This is a genomic window from Vibrio sp. S17_S38 (assembly GCF_014694375.1).
Taxonomy (GTDB): Bacteria; Pseudomonadota; Gammaproteobacteria; order Enterobacterales; family Vibrionaceae; genus Vibrio.
The window spans coordinates 59,954-82,402 of record NZ_JAAUWW010000004.1 but is presented as its reverse complement, the minus strand read 5'-3'; the positions used below and the strand labels follow the sequence as shown (position 1 = coordinate 82,402).

The window sequence follows — 22,449 nt, the reverse complement described above, 5'->3', positions numbered from 1 at the left end:
CCGATCTTTTTTATGCTATTGATCTTTTTTATACCATCGATTTATTAGACATCAATAAATCAGAAGACCATAGGTATGACGGAGAGAGTAAGCAATCCCGCCATTGAATAGTTAAACCATTTCAACCTCAATGGATTACTTAACCATCCTTGTAATTTTTGCCCTGCGAATGCCCATAAGCTCATTGAAGGAACATTGATCAAAGCAAACATTAATGAGACGAATAATACTCCTTGCCAATTTTCTGAGGTGTTGTAAACGCTGACAGCGGTTATTGCCATGGTCCAAGCTTTTGGATTGATCCACTGAAAATTGGCTGCCGCGATAAAGCTCATCGCTTTATATTGTTCATCAGTATTATTAGATTTCGATTGCGCGATTTTCCACGCTAAATAGAAAAGATAAGTGATACAAAGCGCATTCAAAATATGATGAAGAAGTGGATAAAAATTAAACACCCTCATTAATCCAATCCCAACCATAATCACCATGAAACTAAAGCCAAATATGATGCCCAATATATGTGGGATCGTGCGCATGAAGCCGATGTTAGCCCCAGAAGCCATGACCATAATATTATTCGGTCCTGGGGATATTGTCGTAATCAACACAAAAGTCAGTAAAGCGAGCAATTGTTGAAGTTCCATTAATTTCATTCCAATAAATGACTGATTATGTGTTGTATGTTATGCGTATTTTCGATAAATTTTATGCCTATTTCATGTGCTATTAACTCTAATTGAGCAATAAAATTAAATTATGGATAGGTTTGACGACAGAATATTGCAAGAGCTTCAATTGCATGGGCGCTTGTCCAATGTGGAGCTATCAGAAAGAATAGGTTTATCGACTTCCGCAACTTTGCGCCGCGTACAAGAGCTAGAACGAAGTGGTGTGATTCAAGGTTATCGAGCAATTTTGGATGCAGAAAAACTAGGCGTAGGGTTTATCGCTTATGTCACCATTGGTTTATCTAGCCATAGCCAGCAGTCACAAAAAGGTTTTGAGGAGCGGGTGTTGTTAGCTAAAGAAGTGACGGAGTGTCATAACATTACGGGTGGCAATGAATATTTACTGAGAGTTGAAACTCAAGATTTAAGTAGTTATAAAAAATTTCATTCTAATGTTTTAGGTGAGATTTCACAGGTAAATTCAATTACGACATTGGTGGTTATGGATTCCCCTAAAGATCGTAGTTAAAGCCCCCAATAAATTCATATTGGGGGATAACGCTTTGAACACTTTAACCTGGGTGTCCATCGGCTCTTGGTTTACATAACATTGGGCCAAATTTAAGTAGAAATAAAGCAAAAGCATAAATCCATAATGCCGCTGAAATATTGATCATCGTCATCATGTGTTCTGGCCAAAATGCGACACCAACACCTCGAATGATTGCCGCTAGTACGATAGCTAAAAACGCATGCCACATTGCGGGGCCTTTGTAGATTTCGTGTCCGGTATGTCCCATGGTAACTCGAGTGATCATCGCCAAAATCAAACCACCAATCGCACCAATGGCAAGCACATGGATCATATTGTGTGAAACAAAATAGCCATTATCGAGAATGCCCAGTAATGCTAAACCTTTGATCAATAATCCCACAGGAATGCAGACATAAGCAGTGTGCAGCGACCAAACTAATGGTTCTTTAAAGGTCGTCCAAGGTTTCCACCGTAAGAAGCGGGAAAATTGCATTACGCCTGTAAATACCATCAATGTTGGGTTAATGCTCGCTGCGGTAATAGGAAAGAAACTTAAAATAAATAAACACACAAGTGGGGTGTTGGCCGCAGCATCGAGCCATAATAATGGATTAGCTTTTTCAAAATTCATGCGCTTAGCCGTGAAAAAGGGAATCACACGTCCACCCATAATTGAAATCAACAGTACAAACCACCAAATCATCGCTTCCCATACGGCAATCGCAGGAAAAGGCGGCATGCCCTTAATCGTGACGTATGCAGAAAAATTTGCCACAATCGCAAGTACAAAGAATGGTAAGAAAATCAGATTACGATAGCCTTTTGACTTGACGACTCGAAATGAAATTTCATACGCGACCGCCGCAAGAAATAACGTTTCAATGATCGATATCATCCACAATGGAGTGGGCGTCCAAAATAGCACTCGCGGCAATATCCATAATAAAACAATGATACCTAATCGAGTACTTTTAGTGCCATTAACACCAGTCCAGTTCTGAACAGCGGTTAATAAGAAACCCGCCACAATCGCCATCGCAAAACCAAAAATCATTTCATGGACATGCCACCAAAGCGCAGGAACATGTAGTTGGCTTGGTTGCCCATGCTGAAATGCATAAACCCAAATCGCAATCGCAAGTGGGGCGTAAATCGTACCAAGTAAAAAGAAAGGTCGAAAGCCAAGCCGTAATAGTGGCGTAATTTTATCTTCGATGTTTTTATCGGTTATGTTCATCATTAAAGAAGATCCCTAGCAAAGTAATTTGATGTACCGTTAGTTAATACTAATATAGTAGGCATTAATCATGCCAATATGTAATATATTGATTTTACGTTATTATTTTTATTGTTGATAATGTTATGATGTTATTTAAACATCGTCGTGTTAGTTTTAATACTATTCTTGTGTTGCTGATTTAAATCACCGATCTATTTCTTTATTTATTATTAACTTATGAGTAACATTTATGGTTAAAAACACATCATCTGAACATGTGTTATTACAAATTGCGTTGGAGCTTAATGCGAGAACACCGACGGTTCAGCATTATCAAAAGTTAATTGACGCATTGCAGCAAATTTTACCTTGTGATGCTTGTGCGTTATTTATTTTAAACCAACAACGCCATCTTGTACCTGTTGCCATGAATGGATTATCTAATGAAGTGTTAGGACGTACTTTTTTGCCTGAACTCCATCCACGACTTGAGATGATTTTACAGAGCCGGACGCCTATACGCTTTCCTAATCATTCGGAATTACCTGACCCATTTGATGGATTATTAAGTGATGATCCTAATCATAAAATTGATGTGCATTCGTGTATGGGTTGCAGCCTATATGTAGAAGATACACTCGTGGGGGTATTAACATTAGATGCCCAAGCAACGGGGGCTTTTGATAACATTGAAGATTCAACAGTAGAAACGTTTGCGACTTTAGCCGCTGGGATAGTGCGTAATATCAGTTTGTTTGAAGCATTAAATAAAGCGAATCATCAGCAACAATCAATCAATCAATTACTGATCGATGAGGCTCGAAATCGTGGCGGAAAACTGGTTGGGATCAGCCCACAAATTCAGCGTTTATTAGACAATATCAAGATGGTAGCAAAATCTAATTATGCCGTTCTTATCAGCGGTGAGACGGGGACAGGGAAAGAGCTAGTCGCGCATCAAGTTCACGCTCAAAGTCTGCGTTCTGATAAACCTATGGTGTATGTAAACTGTGCCGCACTGCCAGAGTCGATTGCGGAAAGTGAGCTATTTGGTCATGTAAAAGGTGCATTTACAGGCGCTAACTCTCATCGCGCGGGTAAGTTTGAACTGGCCGATGGCGGGACGATTTTCTTAGATGAAATTGGTGAATTGCCATTACTGTTACAAGCGAAATTGTTACGAGTGATCCAGCAAGGTGAAGTCCAACGAGTTGGTGCGGATAAAAATAATTTGATTGATGTGCGTATTATTGCAGCGACTAATCGGGATCTTGATAAAGAGGTCAGTGAAGGGCGTTTTCGATCAGATTTATTTCATCGGTTGAATGTGTTTCCCATTCATGTGCCACCCTTACGTGAACGAGAAGGGGATATTCCGGTTTTAATCGGCCATATCCTCGATACAATTCGGACTCAATTTCAATTAAAAACGTTGCATATTCATCCTTTTGCTTTACAGAAACTTGAACAGCAACAATGGCTTGGTAATGTTCGGGAGCTTGAGCATGCCTTGATGAGAACAGGTCTTAGAGCCATGCAAGAACAATCTGAGTTAATAGAGTGGCGTCATTTTAATAGCGATCTGGAGTCTGTTAATTTAGCTAAAAAAGTTAAATCATCGAAAGTGACATCTTCACTATTACCGATGGAATCCGTTCCTATGCGCACTGCCGTTGAAACATATCAAAAGCAACTTATTGAACATGCGCTGCAACAAAGTGGTGGTGTGTGGGCTAAAGCGGCGGAATTCTTACAAATGAATAGAGGAAGCTTATACAAAATGGGAAAAAAATTAGGTTTGTAGCTTCTATTTAATGAGCCGATTAACCGAATGAAAAGAGCAAGTGTGAATGGGCTTATCGGTCTTTAAAATGATGTATAGTAGACTTTGTTTTGAATAATAAGTCATAACTAACTGATTTAGCATACATCAATATATTCGTTCTTAATTTTCAACTTTTACGAGCACACTCTATTATGATAAAACCTGCCACTGTCACCATACTCTTATTTTCTGTTTTAACGCTAGTAGGGTGTGATCAATTGAATAATGATTTCAAATTCGATAAGCAATCAGGCACGATTACCGGTTATCTTTCCAATGATAAAAACCTCATCATTCCGAATGATTTGGATGGTGTTCCAGTCACTGCTATCGGTACCAAGGCGTTTGCTGGTATTGGTTTAACAAATGTGGTTATTCCTGATTCAGTAACCGCTATTAATGAATCTGCTTTTGCTAATAATGCTTTAACGAATGTGATTATTCCAAATAATGTTACGGATATAGGTAAAACAGCGTTTGCTAATAATGCATTAACCAAAGTAGTTATTTCTAATTCAGTTATCGTTCTTGGTGATTGGGCCTTTGCAAAAAACGCTTTAACAACAGTATCGATACCAAAATCTGTGGTCATTATTGGTGAAGGGACGTTTGCGGATAACGATTTAACGAGTGTAATAATTCCAGACTCAGTGACAACGATCGGCAAGGGAGCCTTTGCTCAAAATGCCCTAATTAATTTATCAATTCCTAAATCAGTTACTGCTATTAGTGATTGGGCCTTTGCAAAGAATGCTTTAACAAGTGTGATAATACCTAATACAGTAACAAATATAGGCAAAGGAGCTTTCGCTTATAATGAATTACCTAGCGCTGTACTAACATTAGATGATGTGAATTTTGACAAGAATACGGGAACGATCTTGGCTTATAATTCGGATAAAAAAAACATAGCTATTCCTAATGAGCTAGATGGTATTCCTGTGACGGCTATTGGAGATAGTGCTTTCTTATTTAAAGGGTTAACGAGCGTTAAAATACCTAATTCATTGCAGAACATCGGTGATGGAGCATTCAGTGGTAACTATTTAATTCAAGTAACCATACCAGATTCAGTCGTATTTATTGGTGTTGAGGCTTTCAGTGGCAACTATTTAACAGATATGGTGATACCTAGCTCAGTAAAAACGATCGGAAAGAATGCGTTCGATGACAAAGTAACCATTAGCAGGAAGTGATAAATAGGTTCTCTGTAGTTGTCATATTTGAGATACAAAAAAAATCGCCAATGGCGATTTTTTCGTTAGGATTACTTTAAATAATGTATGAATAATTATTTTGAAGTATCACATGCACCAATAATAGCTGGAATAGAAATGGCAGGTACAAGTAAGTAATCAGTTGAACAAGTGCCAGCTTGGTTAGTTACAGTACCAGTACAGCCTGCAAGAACCGTTAGTGCAATAGCAACGAAAGCTAGTTTTGTTTTTGTAATATTCATTATAAATCCCTATATTTTAATATTTGTATTGAGTAATAAAGTTTAGCAATATATCAATGATATATCAAATTATTTCATTTGATTTACTGGTTTTATTTTAGTGCTAAGGCAATTGGTTCTTACTTAGTCTTAGTGATGATTTTATTTGGCCTTTCCTTGTATTCGTCAGCGCTTGTTTCTCCATAGTCTAGGGGATAATCCCGTCCAACTTTTAAAGTGGCGACTAAATACTGCAATATCCGCATAGCCCAGTTGTAGTGCTAATTCTGTAATGGTTTGAGTACCGTATGCGAGTTCTTGTTGAGCAATTTCCTGCCGAGTTTCTTGCAATAGCCCTCGGTAGTTTTTATGGGCATTTTTTAACTGGTTTTGTAAGCTGCGTTGATGAAGACCAAGCGCACTGGCGATCCGTTCAATGCAACATTCACCTGTCGGCAATAAATGGCGGATTAAATTTTTAACCTGATCCGTTAAATCTTCTGGATAGCGGCTTTGTAAATCATGTAGATGGCTTTCAAGTAGATGGTTAAGTGCTTCCTCATCTTGATGGTTACGATGTGAAAGTTGAGATGATCGGATGCGAATACCATTAAATGCACTATCAAAATGAATGATGGGTAAGTTCTTTTGTTGCTGTGGATCATCATTTGTCTGTGGATTTGATTGGCATAAATAAAGAGTTAAATTTTGAACTTCAATATTGAGTAAACTCGCTATAAACATTGCTAATTGGCATACGCTGAGTTGGATCAATTGAGTTATTTCTATATGTTCTCCAATATTAATGGATAAAGCTAAGTTAACGTATTCTCCTTTCTCTTGGATTTTTATGTGCGCCCCCGACGCATGTAAATACAAATATTCGTTTGCTCGATCTAACGCAGCTTCAATAGTCTCCATCCTCGAAACTAACATGGGTAAATCACCTAATACTGCCTGAGTTTGCCTCTGCGCCAATTCAATTCCGAACAAAGGACACTGACATTGAGTGGCCGCTAACTCAAATAATTCAGCTAGTTTCGGATAGGCCAAATAAGTATTTGGATCGCGAAATTGTGCTTGGCGTAAACCAACCTTATGCATTAATTGAATTGGGTTCTTATTTAATTCTAAAACCAATTGTTCAAATTGTGTTGCTGCGCCGCTACGTACTAGATGCATACCAATCCTGTGATTCCGGTCAATATTTGTTTCGTAATATATCAATTATCGCTCGTAAAACATCAAGTAAATGTCTAAATATTGACCTAGATTGTATTTACAACTTGTTAACATGAAATGAGAGGGCGCTATGAGTTTAAATCAAAAAATAGCAATTGTGACAGGTGCTGCTGGTGGGATTGGGCAAGAGATTGTTCGGAAGTTATTGAGTAAAGGTGTCAAAGTTGTCGCCGCTGATTTTTCAATTGAAGGCCTGAAAGTCTTTGATGGTGTTGACGATGAACAGTTAAGCACATTTGTGGTTGATGTGACCGATTACCAACAAGTTCAAGCGATGGTTCATCATTCCGTAGCTCAGTTTGGTCGCCTTGATATTATGATAAATAACGCCGGTATCGGGGCGCCAAAACCCTTGCTAGAGCATGAGCCAAAGGCCGATTTCGATCCTGTTACACAAGTGAATCAACATGGAGTGTATTACGGAATTTTAGCCGCCTCCCGCCAGTTTAAATCCCAAGAAAGCAAAGGTGTGATCCTTAATACCTCATCGGTTTACGCCAAGATGGCTTCTGAAATGACGTTTACTTACAACGTGAGTAAAGCTGCCGTGGACATGATGACCAAATGCGCTGCGTTAGAACTTGCCCCCCTAGGTATTCGAGTGTGCGCTATTGCACCGGGACGTGTTGATACTCCTATGCTGCATCAATATAAAGCGCTTGGTTTATGGGAGCATATTCGCAAAGAACAGATGCGAAAAACGTTTACCCAACCAAGTGAAATTGCCAATGTCGTTGCTTTTTTAGTCAGTGATGAAGCGAACTGCATTAATGGCTGTACAGTTTCAGCTTCAGATGGATTTGATCAGTTTAAATATCCGTTATTAGATTAATGAAAAATAAAAACATAATTGATAAACACAAAGTTTAAGAAGCAAAATAATAAAAAAGAGGAATGTATTATGGCTTTACCAGACGTGATTCAACATCAAGATTTTCTACTCACTCTAAATACTAATGAAGAAAACATAATGAAAGATGCGCTGCCAGGCGTTGATGTATTTCCACTTTTTCTCGACGCAGAAAATGGCACTTGGGTTATACGAGCAAGGTTTAAACCGGGCGTGACGCTACCAAAACATTTTCATACAGGTGTGGTGCACTTCTACACGCTAAGTGGGACTTGGCATTACCTAGAATACCCAGAGCAACCACAAACGGCAGGCAGTTATTTATACGAACCGGGCGGCTCTATACATACTTTCCATTGCCCTGAAGATTCAGAAGGTACGGATGGATTTATGGTGGTTCAAGGAGCGAATATTAATTTCGATGCCAATGGCAACCTAATGAATATTATGGATGCAGGTTGGATTGAGCAAGTTGTTATCGCTGCCGCCAAAGCTCAAGGTATTGTTCCTCGTTACATTAAGCCGGGCGGAATAGCCGCTATGAGTGATGCTTAATCAAGGAGTCTGATATGGAACAAATGAATTCGATTGTCATGCAAGATGGCGCGGTACATTTAGTGCAATCTTCGGTTCCTAAGCCTCAAGCTGGGCAAGTATTAGTCCGAAGTTTGGCGTGTGGTATTTGTGGATCTGATCTGCATATTACTCGCCATACGAGTGATGTATTTTCAATGTATCGTAAATTAGGTGTGATGGATCCAACCATGGATGATCATACGGGTGTGATGCTTGGACATGAGTTTTGCGCCGAAATCGTTGAATATGGGCCGGATACGCAGCAAGCATTTGCGAAAGGAGCCAGAGTGACATCGGTACCGATACTTATGTCGCAACAAGGTGCTGGCGTTGGGGTAACTCCGGGGTTATCCGGTGCATATTCTGAGTATTTTATTTTGGATGAAGCGTTGCTATTGGCGGTTCCGGATACTTTGCCTTCAGAGGCGGTGGCATTAACCGAGCCTCTTGCTGTTGGGCTCCATGCGGTTAATCGCAGTGAGATTAAGCCTAATGATGCCGCATTAGTCGTAGGGTGTGGGCCGATTGGATTGGCGACGATTTCTGCGCTGAAATTACGCGGAATTAATACAATTGTTGCTGCGGATCTGCAAGACGATAAATTGCATAATGCACTGGAGTTTGGTGCAAGCCACAGTGTTAATAGTGGTGAACAAGATGAAGTGGTGTTTGCCACCGAGCATATGCGTGAAGGAAAGCTTTTTATTTTTGAATGTGTCGGTATAACCAAGTTGATTAATAGCTTTATTCAACGTGCTCCAGCCCAAAGTACATTAGTGATCACTGGTATCCATACTGCGAATTTAAGTGTCAATTATGCTTATGCCACCGTTAAGGAGTTGGATTTTAAATTCACTTATTACTATCAACCTGAAGAGTTTAGTCAATGCCTTAGTGCGTTGGCAGAAGGCAAAGTGCCTTGGCAAAAAATGCTCACTGGTAAAGTTGGGATGGATGGTGTAACCGATCCATTTCAGCAATTAATGTCACCGAATGAGCATATTAAGGTGATTATTGAACCTTGGCGTAACGGTGCATTGGAACGAATATGAAACTAATTGAAAAATAATCGTTGTATTTATAACATCGGTCGTTGTATTTATAACATCGCTCATCATAGTTAATGGATTGTTAATTTGTTTTAAATCAATAGTTTAAATATTGGCACGCATCCTGCTACACAGTGATTAAGTTTTTATTGGCCGTGAATTTATTTTTTTAAATTCATCGGCTCTATTTTTATTTACCACTGGAGCTTCAAACTATGTTCTGTATTCAATGTGAACAAACTATTCGCACCCCTGTATCAAGCGGTTGTTCTTATTCTCAAGGTATGTGTGGAAAAACAAGTGATGTATCTGATCTGCAAGACATCTTAGTCTATGTATTACAAGGTGTGTCTTTTTGGGCTGAGCTTGGTCGCGAATATGGCATTATCGATTCTGAAATTGATGAATGGGCACCAAAAGCATTCTTTTCTACTTTAACTAACGTTAACTTTGATGAAGAACGCATCATTGAATTTTCAAACCAAGCTTATCAATTCAAAGTTCGCCTTGAAGAAAAGGTACGAGCGGCTGCATTACTAGCAGACAAAGCATTACCAGAACTCTCTCCAGCAGCAATTTTTGCGCTTCCAACAGATCGTGAATCTCTCCTCAAATTTGCGCCATTAGCGGCGGTTAACCGTGGTCATGAAACCGTTGATCCTGATGTTATGGGCCTTCGTCTTCTTTGTCTTTATGGCTTAAAAGGTGCAGCTGCTTATATGGAACATGCCCGGATTCTTAATCAAACTAGCGTAGAAATCTTTACTGAATATCATCAGATCATGGCGTGGTTAGGTACGGAACCACAAGACTTGCAAGCCTTGTTAGATTGCTCTATGCAAATCGGTATGATGAACTACAAAATCATGGAAATCCTTGATCGTGGTGAAACGCTAACTTATGGCCACCCAGCGCCAACTCAAGTAAACGTAAAAACTAAGAGTGGTAAATGTATCTTAGTTTCTGGTCACGACTTGCATGACCTTGAGAAAATCTTGCAACAAACTGAAGGTAAAGGCATTAATGTTTATACCAACGGTGAAATGTTGCCTGCGCACGGCTATCCAGAGTTAAACAAATATCCACACCTTGCTGGTAACTACGGCAGTGCTTGGCAGAATCAACAAAAAGAATTCGCTAATTTCCCTGGCGCAATCGTGATGACCTCAAACTGCCTAATTAACCCTGAAGTGGGTCAATACGCTGATCGTCTATTTACTCGTAGCATCGTAGGTTGGCCTGGTGTTGCTCATCTGGAAGGTGATGATTTCTCTGCTGTGATTGACTGTGCATTAGCGCAAGAAGGCTTCGAGCATGATGAAATTGAACACATGATCACGGTTGGGTTTGGTCGTAATGCTTTGATGGAAGCTGCTCCTGCGGTTATCGATCAAATCAAACAAGGTAACATCAGCCACTTCTTTCTCGTTGGCGGTTGTGATGGGGACAAAGTTGAACGTAACTACTTCAATGAGTTCACAAAACAAACTCCAGATGACAGCGTTATCTTAACTCTTGCCTGTGGTAAATTCCGTTTCAATAAAGAGCAACATGGTGAAATCAACGGCATTCCTCGTCTATTAGATGTTGGTCAATGTAATGATTCTTACTCGGCAATCCAACTGGCTCTTGCGCTGGCCAATGAGTTTGATTGCGGTGTCAACGATCTGCCGCTAACACTGGTTCTTTCTTGGTTTGAACAAAAAGCGATTGTAGTTCTACTTACTCTTCTTGCGTTAGGCATTAAAGGTATCTACACCGGTCCAACCAAACCTGCATTCTTAACCGATAACCTAATGGCAGTGATGCAAGAGAAGTTTGATCTTCGTTCAATCTCAACGGTTGAAGAAGATATGAAAACTATCTTAGGTGAAAAAGTCGCGTAATTATAACCGTCGTATTTGAAGCTGTAGCTTCGTTGCAGCTTCAAATTTTGGATATAAATAACTGCACCATCATCTTAGAAACGAGAGAATAGTATGAAGAAATTCCAATGGCCTACAAATGGCCCTGTCACTTTAGTCTGCAAACGAAAATGGGCTGAAACTTCAAATAGTGTGAGCTTTACTCTAGCGCCTGAATCTTTTGAAGATCAAGGTGTTGTGTTTGATTTCATTCCTGGCCAATTTATTACTTTAGGAATAGATATCGCCGGAAAAATGGAATACCGCGCTTATTCATTAAGCTCAATGCCAAATCAAACTGAATTACAATTAACCATCAAGCGTGTCGCGGGCGGTAAAGTTTCCAATTACATCGTTGATAACCTAAAAGAAGGGCAAGCGGTATCGGTTTTAAAACCAGTAGGTCAGTTTCATCTTGATCATCATTCTAAAGATCAAGCCCATGGTGAGCGTATTGTTTTGCTTAGTGCCGGTTGCGGTATTACACCTGTTATGTCGATGGCAAAAACGCTATTGGCAAATAAAGATGACAATACAAATATTCACTTTATTCATGCTGCTACGGAAATCGACCAAATCATCTATCATCAAGAACTATTAGCGATGGCTGAGCAGCATGAGCGTTTTCATCTTGGTATCATGCTTGAAGATGCAAAGGGCAGTGATTACTCAGAAGGGCGCTTAACACAGGCGGCATTGAAACAATATTGTTCAGATATTGCAGAGTGTACGGCTTTCTTATGTGGTCCTGTTGGTTTTATGGGCGCAATGCAAGAAAGCTTACAGGCTCTTGGCATGAATATGGATCACTTCTATCAAGAAAGTTTTACGCCGTCTGAATCCATTCAGCCAGATGTGGATCTGAATGATGGCGACAAAAAAGTAGAAGCCTTAGCCAATGCAACTATATTTGTTCCAACTTTTGGTGCTCAAGCAGAAGCGAAAATTGGCAGTGCGTTAATCGATGCATTAGAAGCGGCAAAAGTGCCAGTGATCGCTGCGTGTCGTAGCGGTATTTGTGGGTCATGCAAGTGTAAAGTGACAAAAGGAAAGTTTACTCGTACCAGTATTGAAACTTTAACAAGTGATGAACTGGATCAAGGATTCGTGTTGGCATGTTCTTGTCTAGTTGAATCCGATTTAGAGGTGGCGTTAAATTAATTTGATAGAGCGAAGTTTATCTAGTGATCTGTTTAAGGTAAATGCTTGTGAGTGATCATGCTATAAACTCGGTAAGATAAAAATGCCCCTAATGCTAAAGATGGAAAGATAATTGCTAATTCTTTGGGGTACCCGACCTGGATAAAAAAGTTGATTGGGTTGATTAAATTTGGATACTGCATAAAGTAATACTGGGGTGAGGAGAGCACAGCTAAGAGATAAAGAATAGCAGGAGGGAGTAAGCACCCTAATGCAAAGAAAATGGTCATAAGTAACGTTCTAGCGACAATGTTCATATGAATTACCTCACTGTGACGTGGGCTTATCAGTAAATAACTGAAATACTCATACCAATTATAGTACATTCAAATAATCGGTTTTTATCTGTTTTAATTTCCCCTGAATACTGAAATTAACTTTAAAATGAGTCTCAAAATCGTGATGCTTTTTATATAACCAGTGAATTAATGAATTGGGCTGAAAGCAAAACAGGCAGAACTCTATTATGAGATCTGCCTGTTTGCTTTGGTTGCATGATGCGCTTAATACCAGTTCTGTTTCTTTCTTAAAGATTCCCACCAACACCAATGCTTGGGTTGATATAAACAGGACCAATTTTAAAAGGAACTCCAATATCTAAGCTCGCGTACGGTGTACAAGATGCCATGACTAAGACCGCTGCGGTTAATATAATAATTCGTTTTAGATTATTCATTTTAGAGACTCCTGTACTACAAAACCTGCACCGGCTGGATCTCGAACGATCGCCACTGTTCCGTTATGAACCAATTTTGTTGGTGCCATTAAAATATAGCCACCATTTTGAGTAATCTTTTTAACCGTCGCATTTACATCATCAACTCGGATGTAATTAACCCAAGTTGTGGCGACATCTGCATTGGGCTTTTTCACAAAACCAAATGCAGGCTTATTATTGATACTTAAAAATGGATAGTCATACTTGTTTAAGCTTTTCGTTTCTGCTTTGTAATGACCAAGTTTTTGATAGAAAGATTGGCTTTGATTGATGTCTTGAGTCCAAACTTCTTGCCACATCCAATTACCTGATTGTTTTTCCAAGGCGTCTGGATCGCCATTGATGGTATTTAAAATAGAAAATACAGCACCTTGAGGATCTTGAATAACGGCCATGTCACCACGTCCTTTTAACGTGGTTTTTTTAATTAAAATTGTTCCACCTGCATTTTTAGCTTGAGCAAGAGTGTTGTCGACGTTATCGGTTGAAATAACTGGTAACCAATAATTGGTACTGCTAGTTGTCGGGAGAGTGGCCATTCCGGCTATATAATGGCCTTGATATTGGATCAAACTGTAATCATCGCTAATGGTTTCAAATTTCCAACCAAAAACATTTTCATAAAAGGGTTTTACTTGATCTGGCGCGGTGGTGGCAAGGTCTCGCCATACTACGGATCCTGGGGTTTTCATCGCACTATTACTTAGTGCTGGAAATGTTATGGATGGTGAATCACTGCACGCGGCAATGAACAAAGACATTGCTACAACCGGCAATGTTAGCCATTTTGTAAGTTGTAATTTCATCTGATAGATCCTTGTTTTAACACTTATGGAATTATATGAGAACTTACCATAAGTGCCAGTTTTAAAATAAAATTAATGATTAAATTAGTATTAAAAAATCAAGATAAATAGCGTAACTAGATATATACTTTTAAATACTCCCTTATCTAAGTGGGAGTGGATGTTTTTACTTGCCTGTTTAAAGTGTAAAGAAGATAAATAATTTAAATACAATAAGAAATAAGTGAGCGTCTTATGTTGAAACAATTATTGATATTAAGCTTGGGTGTTTTACCAATGACGGTATTCGCACAGGCTGATGAGAAATTTATGACGGGGCAGAAAAAAGCCGCGGTTTGCATGACTTGCCATGGCAAAGAAGGTATTTCCAGTATCGCTATTTATCCTAATCTACAAGGACAAAAATTTGAATATCTGGTCACGACATTAAAAGCTTATCAACGTCGTCAAAGAGCGGGCGGGCTAGCTTTAGTTATGTATGAACAGGCTGACAGTTTGACCGAGCAAGATATGAAAGACATCAGTTATTTCTTTTCCAAAGTAACCAGCGAATCTGAATCAAAGTAAAATTTCAGGCTGTTTTATTAACAAGGAGGTGAACAATGGAATTGAATTACGATATGAAGGTGGTGAAATACTTCATCATTACCAGTTTGATCTGGGCGCTACTTGGAATGACGGTAGGGTTAATTCTTGCTGCTCAACTTTATTGGCCAATACTCAATTTTGATTCTGAATATTTTCAATTTGGCCGATTACGTCCTTTACATACATCTGGTGTTATTTTTGGTTTTGTGGTGAACATTTTAATGGGAACGTCGCTTTACATCGTGCAACGTACCAGTAGAACCGCATTATTTAATAAAAGCTTAGCTTGGATTGTGTATTGGGGATGGCAACTAGTGTTGCTACTGGCATTAATTACGCTTCCTCTTGGTTTTACATCATCAAAAGAGTACGCGGAACTAGAGTGGCCGATTGATATTCTCATCGCGGTGGTCTGGGTTATGTACGCGGTGCTATTTTTTGGCACCATTGCAATACGAAAGGTAAAACACATATTTGTTGCCAATTGGTTCTTTGGTGGCTTTATCATCGTTATTGCTATGATATTTATTGTAAATAACTTGGAATTACCGGTTAGTGCGACGAAATCTTATTCTGTTTACGCAGGCACACAAGATGCGATCGTGCAGTGGTGGTGGGGCCATAATGCGGTTGGTTTTCTTTTGACTGCTGGCATCATAGGAATGAATTATTATTTTATTCCCAAAGCGGCTGAACGACCAATTTACTCTTATCGTTTATCCATTGTTCACTTCTGGGGGTTAGTCGGTTTCTATACTTGGGCTGGAACTCACCACTTAATTTATTCCTCTGTTCCTGACTGGTTGCAAAACCTTGGCATTATTATGTCGTTATTATTATGGCTACCATCTTGGGGGGGAGCATTTAATAGCTTAATGACATTACTGTCTAACAAAGAAAAGCTAAAGCATGATTATGTGATGCTGTTTTTCCTTTCTGCGGTTCTTTACTACGCTCTAGCAACCTTTGAAGGTCCACTATTAGCTATCCGTTGGTTTAACATGATTGCGCATAATACACAGTGGATTATTGGTCATGTTCACTCTGCTGCATTGGGTTGGGTTGCGATGTCGGGCTTTGCCGTGTTTTATTATTTCATTCCTAGATTATGGGGACGCGAAAAAATGTGGTCTAACCGCTTGGTTAAATGGCATTTTTGGATGGCACACATTGGTATCGCTATTTATGCAGTTGCGCTTTGGATTGCTGGTATTGGTCAAGGTTACATGTGGCTTAAACAGCATGATGATGGGTCACTTGCGTATAGTTTTGTTGAATCAATGGATTTTGTTGCGCCTTGGATGTTAGCGCGTTTCTTTGGTGGTGGGCTTTTTGTTAGTGGGGTGGTTATTATGATTTATAACCTTTATCGCACTTTATCGTTACCGATAGAAACATCGGCATTTCCAGAGGTTGGATCGCCAAAATCTGCACCAATGGTAGAAACAAATCAAATCGAGGAGGATAAAGCGTATGTTAAATAAAGATTTTACCCAATCCGTTTTGATATTGATTTTATCGATAATTATTGTGGCAAGTTTTTCGCTATTAACTTGGGTGATCCCTGATTTATTTATGAAGGGTGAGCAAGTTAAAGTCTCCACAGCAAAGCCATATTCGGCATTAGAACTAGCGGGGCGCGATATTTACATCAGTGAAGGCTGCCATACTTGTCATACGCAAATGGTCCGCCCTCTACCAGCTGAAGTCGCACGTTATGGAAAAGCGACAACAGGATCAGATGATATTTATGAATATCCTAACTTGTGGGGTTCGGAGCGAACCGGGCCCGACTTGGCTAATTTAGGGCGAAAATATTCAGATCGCTGGCACGAAATTCATCTTATGGATCCTCGTGCCGTGGTGCCGACTTCGATAATGCCATCTTATCCGTGGTTATTTGAAAAGAGACTGAATGGTGAAGATATTGCCGATAAAATGAAAACGCTACGAGTTTTAGGCGTGCCTTATACCGATGATGAAATTGATCGGGCTCGTTTGCAGGTAAAAAATAAAACCTACGCTGATGCATTAATCAGTTACCTGCAAAGTCTAGGGAAATAGGGAGGCAGTATGTTAAGTACATTTTGGAGCACGTGGGTCATTGTCCTAACTGTCGTTTTTATGTTGGGTATGATGTATGTCATTTGGCATTATTGGCATAAAAATAATGAAGCGGATGAAAATAAAGAACTTCATAATTATGATGGCATTGGCGAAAATGATGCTAAGTTGCCGAAAGTATTACTCTATTCTTATTTGATCGCTTTTATTGGCAGCGCCATTTTCTTTGTACTGTATCCAGGTATGGGGAACTGGCAAGGTTTAATGAAGTGGCACTCAGATGATGCTCTGCAGCAACAAGACACCAAAATCATTGATAAAAATTTGGCCGAATTAGAGTCAGGTACATTGACGTTAACCCAACTCAGTCAAAATAATGAAGTTGTAGATTACGGTAATCGTTTGTTTCAAACTCATTGCGCAGCGTGTCATGGTGCTAATGCTCAAGGGCAAATGCATTTTCCTAATTTAACCGATGATGAATGGATTTATGATAGCAGTGATAAAGGCATTATTGACTCGATCACTTATGGTCGGCATGGCGTTATGGTTGGTTGGAAAGATGTTCTAACTGCTCAGCAAATTGACGATGTATCGACTTATGTAGCCAGTCTACAAACTAACCGTGCGGTTCCTGCGGCAAAAGTGCAACGTGAACAAGGTCAGCAACTATTTGAATACAATTGCTCTGTTTGTCATGGTGATAATGGCAATGGAAATATTCACATTGGCGCCTATAACTTAACGGATGACACCTGGGTGCATGGTGGGAGTATTGCTCAAATCCAAAAGACAGTACGTGAAGGATTAGACTCGGTTATGCCCGCCTTCGATAAGCAATTATCTAGCGCTCAAATAACGGCAGTTGCGGCGTATATCATTTATCAAAAGTCACAAAATCAACAAGATTTGGCTGGGTTAGATGCTGCTCAAGTGAAACGAGGTGAATACCTTGCCTATGCGGGTGACTGTGTGGCTTGTCATACGGCAGAAGATGGAGAACTGTTTGGCGGTGGATTACCTTTCCCTACGCCATTTGGTACCTTGTATTCAACCAATATTTCGACCCATGTTGAGCGAGGGATTGGCAGTTATACTTATCAAGAGTTCCACGATGCGGTACGTTTAGGCGAGGCAAAACATGGTAATTTATACCCGGCCATGCCTTATACGTCTTATCAGTATATGACTGAGGAAGATACCAAATCATTGTGGGCTTATATGCAATCGTTGACTCCGGTAAACAGTCCGAATATTCCTAATGGCATGATATTTCCAACCAATATTCGTTTGGGAATGTGGGCTTGGAATATGGCGTTCTTCGATGAAGATAAGTTGGAATATCCGGAAGACCAAACAGATGCTTGGAAACGAGGAAAATATCTAACGATGAGTTTTGGTCACTGTGCCGAATGCCATACACCGCGTAATATTGCTCAAGCTCTAGAAGCCGGGCAACCGTTCCAAGGTAATATTATCGACCATTGGAATGCGCCAGATATCACTGCCAACGAGTTACATGAACATGGCTGGGAAGTGAAAGATATTACCGATTTTTTGAAAACGGGCCACTCAGCGAAAGGGACTGCGTTTGCAGGTATGGCGGATGTTGTAAAAAACAGTACCCGTTATATGACGCGTGATGATCTTGATGCGATTGCTGAATACCTGCTAACTGGGGATGAAAATAATCGTTTGGATCCAAATACCAGACCTTTGCAACCAAGTGGATTTAGCGTCGAGGATAAGAAAACCAAAGAGTATGCGATTTTTGCAGAAACCTGTGGTGCTTGCCATGGTCCCGACGGTAAAGGGCGTGAAAATATTGCTCCAGCCTTATTAGGTAATGGCATTATCTCGCACTCGGAACCATATAATACGGTCGCGGTGGTATTGCGTGGTTTGTCGCCTGATTATCTGGAACCTAATCGTGATTACATGCCAATGAGCAGTTTTAACGATATTGCTGGAGATGCCGAAATGGCTCGAATGATCAGCTTTATTCGCGATAAACTGGGTGCACGCTCTGAACCTGTGACGACAGAGATGGTAAAAGAGATTCGTATTAGTCTTGAAAAAGGTGGTATTACAGGCGGCTTCCACGAGGTGAAATAAAGTATTCACGAGGCGAGCGCTATGGACTTAAAATTATTGGGGTATAGCTTTATCGTTAATAAAGCTGCTGCTTCAAGCTCAAGAATATAAAAACTCTAAATCATCAGTAAGGTAATCTTACTGGTGGTTTTTTATGACTTAGATAATGAGCTTTATTGGGAGAATTTACCTGGCTACCAATCCATTTCTTACCAATCCACGTCGTACATTTTTGCATAACTTCCCGAAGCGGTTGAGCTCATCAAAATCAGGCAGTTGATCTTTTTTGAGTTTCGATTCCCAATAAATTAATTCACCCTCTACTAATTCTAATAGTTTTCTTGGGCAGCCTACGCAAGTATCACCACAAATAGAGGCTTCTGGGGCATCTAATGGAAAGTCCTTTTTTACCGTTTCAATGATATCGAGCATAACGGTTTTGCGGTCAGGTTTAGCCATGATGAACTCCTGCTTGTACGATAAATTTATTATATCAAAAATAGTTTGGGTTTTTATATACTGACTTGGAGGTAGTCATATAGAAAAAGCCAGCATACTGAAAATAGATGCTGGCTTAAAAAGGTACGGTGTTGATCTAGATTTTAACGGCGGTTACGCACGATTTGGTAGCGGCGGGTTAGATATTCCACTGGCACACTCCAAATATGAACTAAGCGACAGAAAGGGAATAGCAGGAACATGGTCATACCCAGTACGATGTGTACTCTGAAGATCATGGCGACCCCATCTAAATGCGTTGAAGAATTCGCACCAAACGTCATCACTGATTGTGCCCAGCCCACTAATTTCATCATTTCACTGCCGTCCATGTGTTGGGCAGAAAAAGGAATGGTTAGCACGCCTAAACAAGCTTGGATCACTAGTAAGGTCAAGATGCCAATATCAGCAAAACTTGATGTCGCCCGAACGCGTGAATTAGTTAAACGGCGTTTTAGCAGCATTGCGCCACCCGTTACCGTCATCAGTCCACATGCACCACCTGCAATCATCGCCAATTGTTGTTTAGCTGCAATGGTAATGAAAGGAGCGTACATCCAGTGTGGCGTTAACATACCGACAAAGTGACCCGCAAAAATGCCTAAGATCCCAACGTGGAATAGGTTAGACGCAATGCGCATGTAGCGTTTGTCATCTCGGCTACTCAGCATTTGGCTAGAGCCTGCACGCCAAGTGTATTGAGCGTAGTCATAACGGATCCAACTGCCAATAAAAAATACAGCACTGGCGATGTAGGGATACACGTCAAAAAAGAACGTATTTAGAAAACTCATTGTTGGCCTCCAGATGCTGAAGTTGATGATACAGTTGACGTCGGAAGTGAATCCAAGCTGACATATTGTGGTTGTACGCTGCCAGCAAAACGTTTTTGGTGCATATTTTGCTCAGCAGACGCACAACCTTCTTCACCTAAGAATTTGATTTGCTCTTCTTCCCAAACTGCATCTAATGCTTCGGGCGTATCGTCGCGTTCTTCTTTTTCTACATTACTATTTAAATGCTCAGGACGAACTTTTGTGCCTGATAACTCAAGTAATAAAGTAAACAAGTGGCGATAAATGCTGTCACGCTTTTCTAAACGAGCGCCAAGCAGCGCAAGAATAGGAGCGATGTCGGCTAAACCTTGAATCGATTCTTCACGCGTCTGCGTGGCTAAATATTCAAGATAAACCGGTAGGTAATCAGGTAGCTCAATACTTTCGATTTGAAGCCCTGCGGATTTGTACTGATCCATCAAGTCGATCATGGCTTGGCCACGATCTCTTGATTCACCATGCACGTGTTCGAACAACAATAATGATAATGAACGACCGCGATCGAACAGTTCAATGTAGTTAGATTGAGCATCCAATAAATCTTGCTCAGTCAGTTCTTCAATGAAGGTGTACAAACGACTCATCTGAGCGGGAGAGAGAAAAATCATCTCAGAGATGTCTTTCATCAACTCGTCTTTGTGTAACCAGATCTCACGATCTGGATACTCAAGCAAGAGAGAAATAATTTTTAGATTTTCCATTATTTCGCTCCTTTATTGTTTACATCTGAGGCATCTATAAATTGAACACTATTTTGAGGGGCAGTTTTTGGATCAATGTTGATAGCATCAATGCGTTTGCTGTCAAATAGATTAAATTTGTTTTCGCTCCCGCCGCCGTGACAACCGTCACCAAAGCTAAACCCACAGCTACTTTTTTGTGCATAAGCACCGGTATCATCAAGCGCGCCTGGGAACGATTCTTTGGCCATTTCACGGTGGCTTGCTGGGATCACGAAACGATCTTCGTAGTTAGCAATCGCAAGGTAACGATACATTTCTTTCGCTTGAGCTTCGGTTAATCCCGCTTCTTCAAGTGCAGAAGTATCGATAACACCATCAACGGTTTCTGCGCGTTTGTAATGACGCATTGCCAGCATACGTTTTAATGCGCTGAGAACTGGTTTTTCATCACCTGCTGTTAGCAAGTTAGCCAGATATTTCACTGGAATACGCAGTCTTTCAATTTCTGGCAAGATGCCGTCGCCGTCAAGTACACCCGCATCCGTTACCGCTTGAATTGGCGATAGTGGCGGTACATACCACACCATTGGTAGGGTGCGATATTCTGGGTGAAGAGGAAGGGCTAATTTCCAATCAACTGCCATTTTGTAAACTGGTGATTTTTGCGCAGCTTCAATGGTGCTCATTGGAACGCCTTGCGCTAAGGCTTCTTTAATCACAGTAGGATCGTTTGGATCTAAGAACACATCCAATTGCTCTTGGTAGAGATCGGTGACCTTCTCGGTTGATGCTGCTTGTTCTACTTTGTCAGCATCGTAAAGCATCACGCCAAGGTAGCGAATACGGCCGACACAAGTTTCAGAACACACGGTTGGTTGACCTGCTTCAATACGCGGGTAGCAGAAAATACATTTTTCAGATTTTCCCGATTTCCAGTTGAAGTAGATTTTTTTGTATGGGCAACCAGTTAAGCACATACGCCAGCCGCGGCATTTGTCTTGATCGATTAAGACAATGCCATCCTCTTCACGTTTATAGATTGACCCACTTGGGCAAGTTGCGACACAAGCGGGGTTCAAACAATGTTCACATAAACGCGGCAAATACATCATGAAGGTGTTTTCAAATTCACCGACGATTTCTTTTTGTTTTTGCTCGAAACCAAATGCATTCAAGTTGTAATCTTTTGAACGTTTTGAATACTCGCCACCAAGAATCTCTTCCCAGTTTGGTCCGTTTTCAATTTTGTCCATACGCTTGCCTGTGATCAAAGAGCGTGGGCGAGCGATAGGTTGATGTTTGCTTTCTTTGGCATTTTGAAGATGCTCATAATCAAAAGTAAAGGGTTCGTAGTAATCATCAATGCTTGGCATATCTGGGTTGTTGAATAATTTTGACAATACGCCAACTTTGCCGCCCATTTTAGGCTCAATTTTGCCATTGATTTTACGGATCCAACCGCCTTTCCACTGGTCTTGATCTTCCCAATTTGCTGGGTAGCCGACACCGGGTTTACTTTCTACATTGTTGAACCACGCATATTCCATACCTTCACGGCTGGTCCATACGTTTTTACAAGTGACTGAACAGGTATGACAGCCAATACATTTGTCTAGGTTAAGCACCATGCCGACTTGAGAACGGATTTTCATG

At 40.4% G+C, this 22,449-nt stretch carries 23 protein-coding genes; 12 read left to right on the top strand and 11 right to left on the bottom strand.

The window, feature by feature from the left end:
* Positions 1–59: 59 nt before the first annotated feature.
* Complete coding sequence (locus HC725_RS04725; RefSeq protein WP_190330628.1) at positions 60–647, bottom strand: LysE family translocator; 588 nt, start codon at positions 645–647, stop codon at positions 60–62.
* A gap of 112 nt (positions 648–759) precedes the next feature.
* Here HC725_RS04725 and HC725_RS04720 point away from each other — a divergent pair, with 112 nt between their 5' ends.
* On the top strand, positions 760–1,200 hold the full coding sequence (locus HC725_RS04720) for an Lrp/AsnC family transcriptional regulator (RefSeq protein ID WP_190330627.1): 441 nt from the start codon (positions 760–762) through the stop codon (positions 1,198–1,200).
* Positions 1,201–1,243: 43 nt separating this feature from the next.
* On the opposite strand, the gene HC725_RS04715 is transcribed toward HC725_RS04720, so the two are convergent.
* Positions 1,244–2,446, bottom strand: a complete 1,203-nt coding sequence (locus HC725_RS04715; protein ID WP_190330626.1) for an NnrS family protein — start codon at positions 2,444–2,446, stop codon at positions 1,244–1,246.
* A gap of 229 nt (positions 2,447–2,675) precedes the next feature.
* On the opposite strand from HC725_RS04715, the gene norR reads away from it, so the two are divergent.
* A complete protein-coding gene (gene norR / locus HC725_RS04710; RefSeq protein WP_190330625.1) occupies positions 2,676–4,229 on the top strand; it encodes a nitric oxide reductase transcriptional regulator NorR in 1,554 nt (517 codons plus the stop codon).
* A gap of 173 nt (positions 4,230–4,402) precedes the next feature.
* Positions 4,403–5,446 carry a leucine-rich repeat domain-containing protein gene (locus tag HC725_RS04705; RefSeq protein WP_190330624.1) on the top strand — a complete coding sequence of 348 codons (1,044 nt, stop codon included), beginning with the start codon at positions 4,403–4,405 and terminating at the stop codon, positions 5,444–5,446.
* A 95-nt stretch (positions 5,447–5,541) separates the two neighbouring features.
* On the opposite strand, the gene HC725_RS04700 is transcribed toward HC725_RS04705, so the two are convergent.
* Positions 5,542–5,709 carry a DUF4223 family protein gene (locus HC725_RS04700; RefSeq protein WP_190330623.1) on the bottom strand — a complete coding sequence of 56 codons (168 nt, stop codon included), beginning with the start codon at positions 5,707–5,709 and terminating at the stop codon, positions 5,542–5,544.
* A 165-nt stretch (positions 5,710–5,874) separates the two neighbouring features.
* A complete protein-coding gene (locus tag HC725_RS04695; protein WP_190330622.1) occupies positions 5,875–6,870 on the bottom strand; it encodes an AraC family transcriptional regulator in 996 nt (331 codons plus the stop codon).
* A 130-nt stretch (positions 6,871–7,000) separates the two neighbouring features.
* Here HC725_RS04695 and HC725_RS04690 point away from each other — a divergent pair, with 130 nt between their 5' ends.
* The 5 genes from HC725_RS04690 to HC725_RS04670 all read left to right on the top strand — a co-directional run bounded on the left by HC725_RS04690 (position 7,001) and on the right by HC725_RS04670 (position 12,470).
* Positions 7,001–7,762 (top strand): SDR family NAD(P)-dependent oxidoreductase, encoded by a 762-nt coding sequence (locus HC725_RS04690; RefSeq protein WP_190330621.1) that lies wholly within the window; start codon positions 7,001–7,003, stop codon positions 7,760–7,762.
* A gap of 69 nt (positions 7,763–7,831) precedes the next feature.
* Positions 7,832–8,335: a 2,4'-dihydroxyacetophenone dioxygenase family protein gene (locus tag HC725_RS04685; RefSeq protein WP_190330620.1), complete on the top strand. Its 504-nt coding sequence runs from the start codon at positions 7,832–7,834 to the stop codon at positions 8,333–8,335.
* 14 nt (positions 8,336–8,349) lie between these two features.
* Positions 8,350–9,408, top strand: coding sequence for a zinc-binding dehydrogenase (locus tag HC725_RS04680; protein WP_190330619.1), 1,059 nt, complete (start codon positions 8,350–8,352; stop codon positions 9,406–9,408).
* 212 nt (positions 9,409–9,620) lie between these two features.
* Positions 9,621–11,291, top strand: a complete 1,671-nt coding sequence (hcp, locus tag HC725_RS04675) for a hydroxylamine reductase (protein ID WP_190330618.1) — start codon at positions 9,621–9,623, stop codon at positions 11,289–11,291.
* A gap of 93 nt (positions 11,292–11,384) precedes the next feature.
* The gene (locus HC725_RS04670) at positions 11,385–12,470 is read left to right on the top strand and encodes a hybrid-cluster NAD(P)-dependent oxidoreductase (RefSeq protein WP_190330617.1); all 1,086 of its coding nucleotides are present in this window, start codon (positions 11,385–11,387) and stop codon (positions 12,468–12,470) included.
* A 32-nt stretch (positions 12,471–12,502) separates the two neighbouring features.
* Here HC725_RS04670 and HC725_RS04665 read toward each other — a convergent pair whose 3' ends face one another.
* From HC725_RS04665 to HC725_RS04655, 3 genes are all read right to left on the bottom strand, one after another.
* Positions 12,503–12,766: a hypothetical protein gene (locus HC725_RS04665; protein ID WP_190330616.1), complete on the bottom strand. Its 264-nt coding sequence runs from the start codon at positions 12,764–12,766 to the stop codon at positions 12,503–12,505.
* Positions 12,767–13,035: 269 nt separating this feature from the next.
* Positions 13,036–13,185, bottom strand: a complete 150-nt coding sequence (locus HC725_RS04660) for a hypothetical protein (protein ID WP_190330615.1) — start codon at positions 13,183–13,185, stop codon at positions 13,036–13,038.
* A complete protein-coding gene (locus tag HC725_RS04655; protein WP_190330614.1) occupies positions 13,182–14,033 on the bottom strand; it encodes a VOC family protein in 852 nt (283 codons plus the stop codon). The genes HC725_RS04660 and HC725_RS04655 overlap by 4 nt, the downstream gene beginning before the upstream one ends.
* A gap of 234 nt (positions 14,034–14,267) precedes the next feature.
* Between HC725_RS04655 and HC725_RS04650 the strand changes: the two genes are divergently transcribed.
* From HC725_RS04650 to ccoP, 4 genes are read left to right on the top strand one after another with little or no spacing between them, the layout of a single operon-like run.
* Positions 14,268–14,600 (top strand): c-type cytochrome, encoded by a 333-nt coding sequence (locus HC725_RS04650; RefSeq protein ID WP_190330613.1) that lies wholly within the window; start codon positions 14,268–14,270, stop codon positions 14,598–14,600.
* Positions 14,601–14,635: 35 nt separating this feature from the next.
* A complete protein-coding gene (ccoN, locus tag HC725_RS04645; RefSeq protein WP_190330612.1) occupies positions 14,636–16,105 on the top strand; it encodes a cytochrome-c oxidase, cbb3-type subunit I in 1,470 nt (489 codons plus the stop codon).
* Positions 16,095–16,685 carry a cytochrome-c oxidase, cbb3-type subunit II gene (ccoO, locus tag HC725_RS04640; RefSeq protein ID WP_190330611.1) on the top strand — a complete coding sequence of 197 codons (591 nt, stop codon included), beginning with the start codon at positions 16,095–16,097 and terminating at the stop codon, positions 16,683–16,685. Before ccoN ends, ccoO begins: the two co-directional genes overlap by 11 nt.
* Positions 16,686–16,694: 9 nt before the next feature.
* The gene (gene ccoP / locus HC725_RS04635) at positions 16,695–18,800 is read left to right on the top strand and encodes a cytochrome-c oxidase, cbb3-type subunit III (RefSeq protein ID WP_190330610.1); all 2,106 of its coding nucleotides are present in this window, start codon (positions 16,695–16,697) and stop codon (positions 18,798–18,800) included.
* Between the two features lie 165 nt (positions 18,801–18,965).
* Here ccoP and HC725_RS04630 read toward each other — a convergent pair whose 3' ends face one another.
* The 4 genes from HC725_RS04630 to narH all read right to left on the bottom strand — a co-directional run bounded on the left by HC725_RS04630 (position 18,966) and on the right by narH (position 22,448).
* Positions 18,966–19,238 carry a hypothetical protein gene (locus HC725_RS04630; RefSeq protein WP_190330609.1) on the bottom strand — a complete coding sequence of 91 codons (273 nt, stop codon included), beginning with the start codon at positions 19,236–19,238 and terminating at the stop codon, positions 18,966–18,968.
* A 143-nt stretch (positions 19,239–19,381) separates the two neighbouring features.
* Positions 19,382–20,071: a respiratory nitrate reductase subunit gamma gene (narI, locus tag HC725_RS04625; RefSeq protein WP_190330608.1), complete on the bottom strand. Its 690-nt coding sequence runs from the start codon at positions 20,069–20,071 to the stop codon at positions 19,382–19,384.
* Entirely contained in the window at positions 20,068–20,814 is a 747-nt protein-coding gene (narJ, locus tag HC725_RS04620; RefSeq protein ID WP_190330607.1) for a nitrate reductase molybdenum cofactor assembly chaperone, read from the bottom strand. Before narJ ends, narI begins: the two co-directional genes overlap by 4 nt.
* Complete coding sequence (narH, locus tag HC725_RS04615; protein WP_190330606.1) at positions 20,814–22,448, bottom strand: nitrate reductase subunit beta; 1,635 nt, start codon at positions 22,446–22,448, stop codon at positions 20,814–20,816. The genes narJ and narH overlap by 1 nt, the downstream gene beginning before the upstream one ends.
* Position 22,449: the final 1 nt, after the last annotated feature.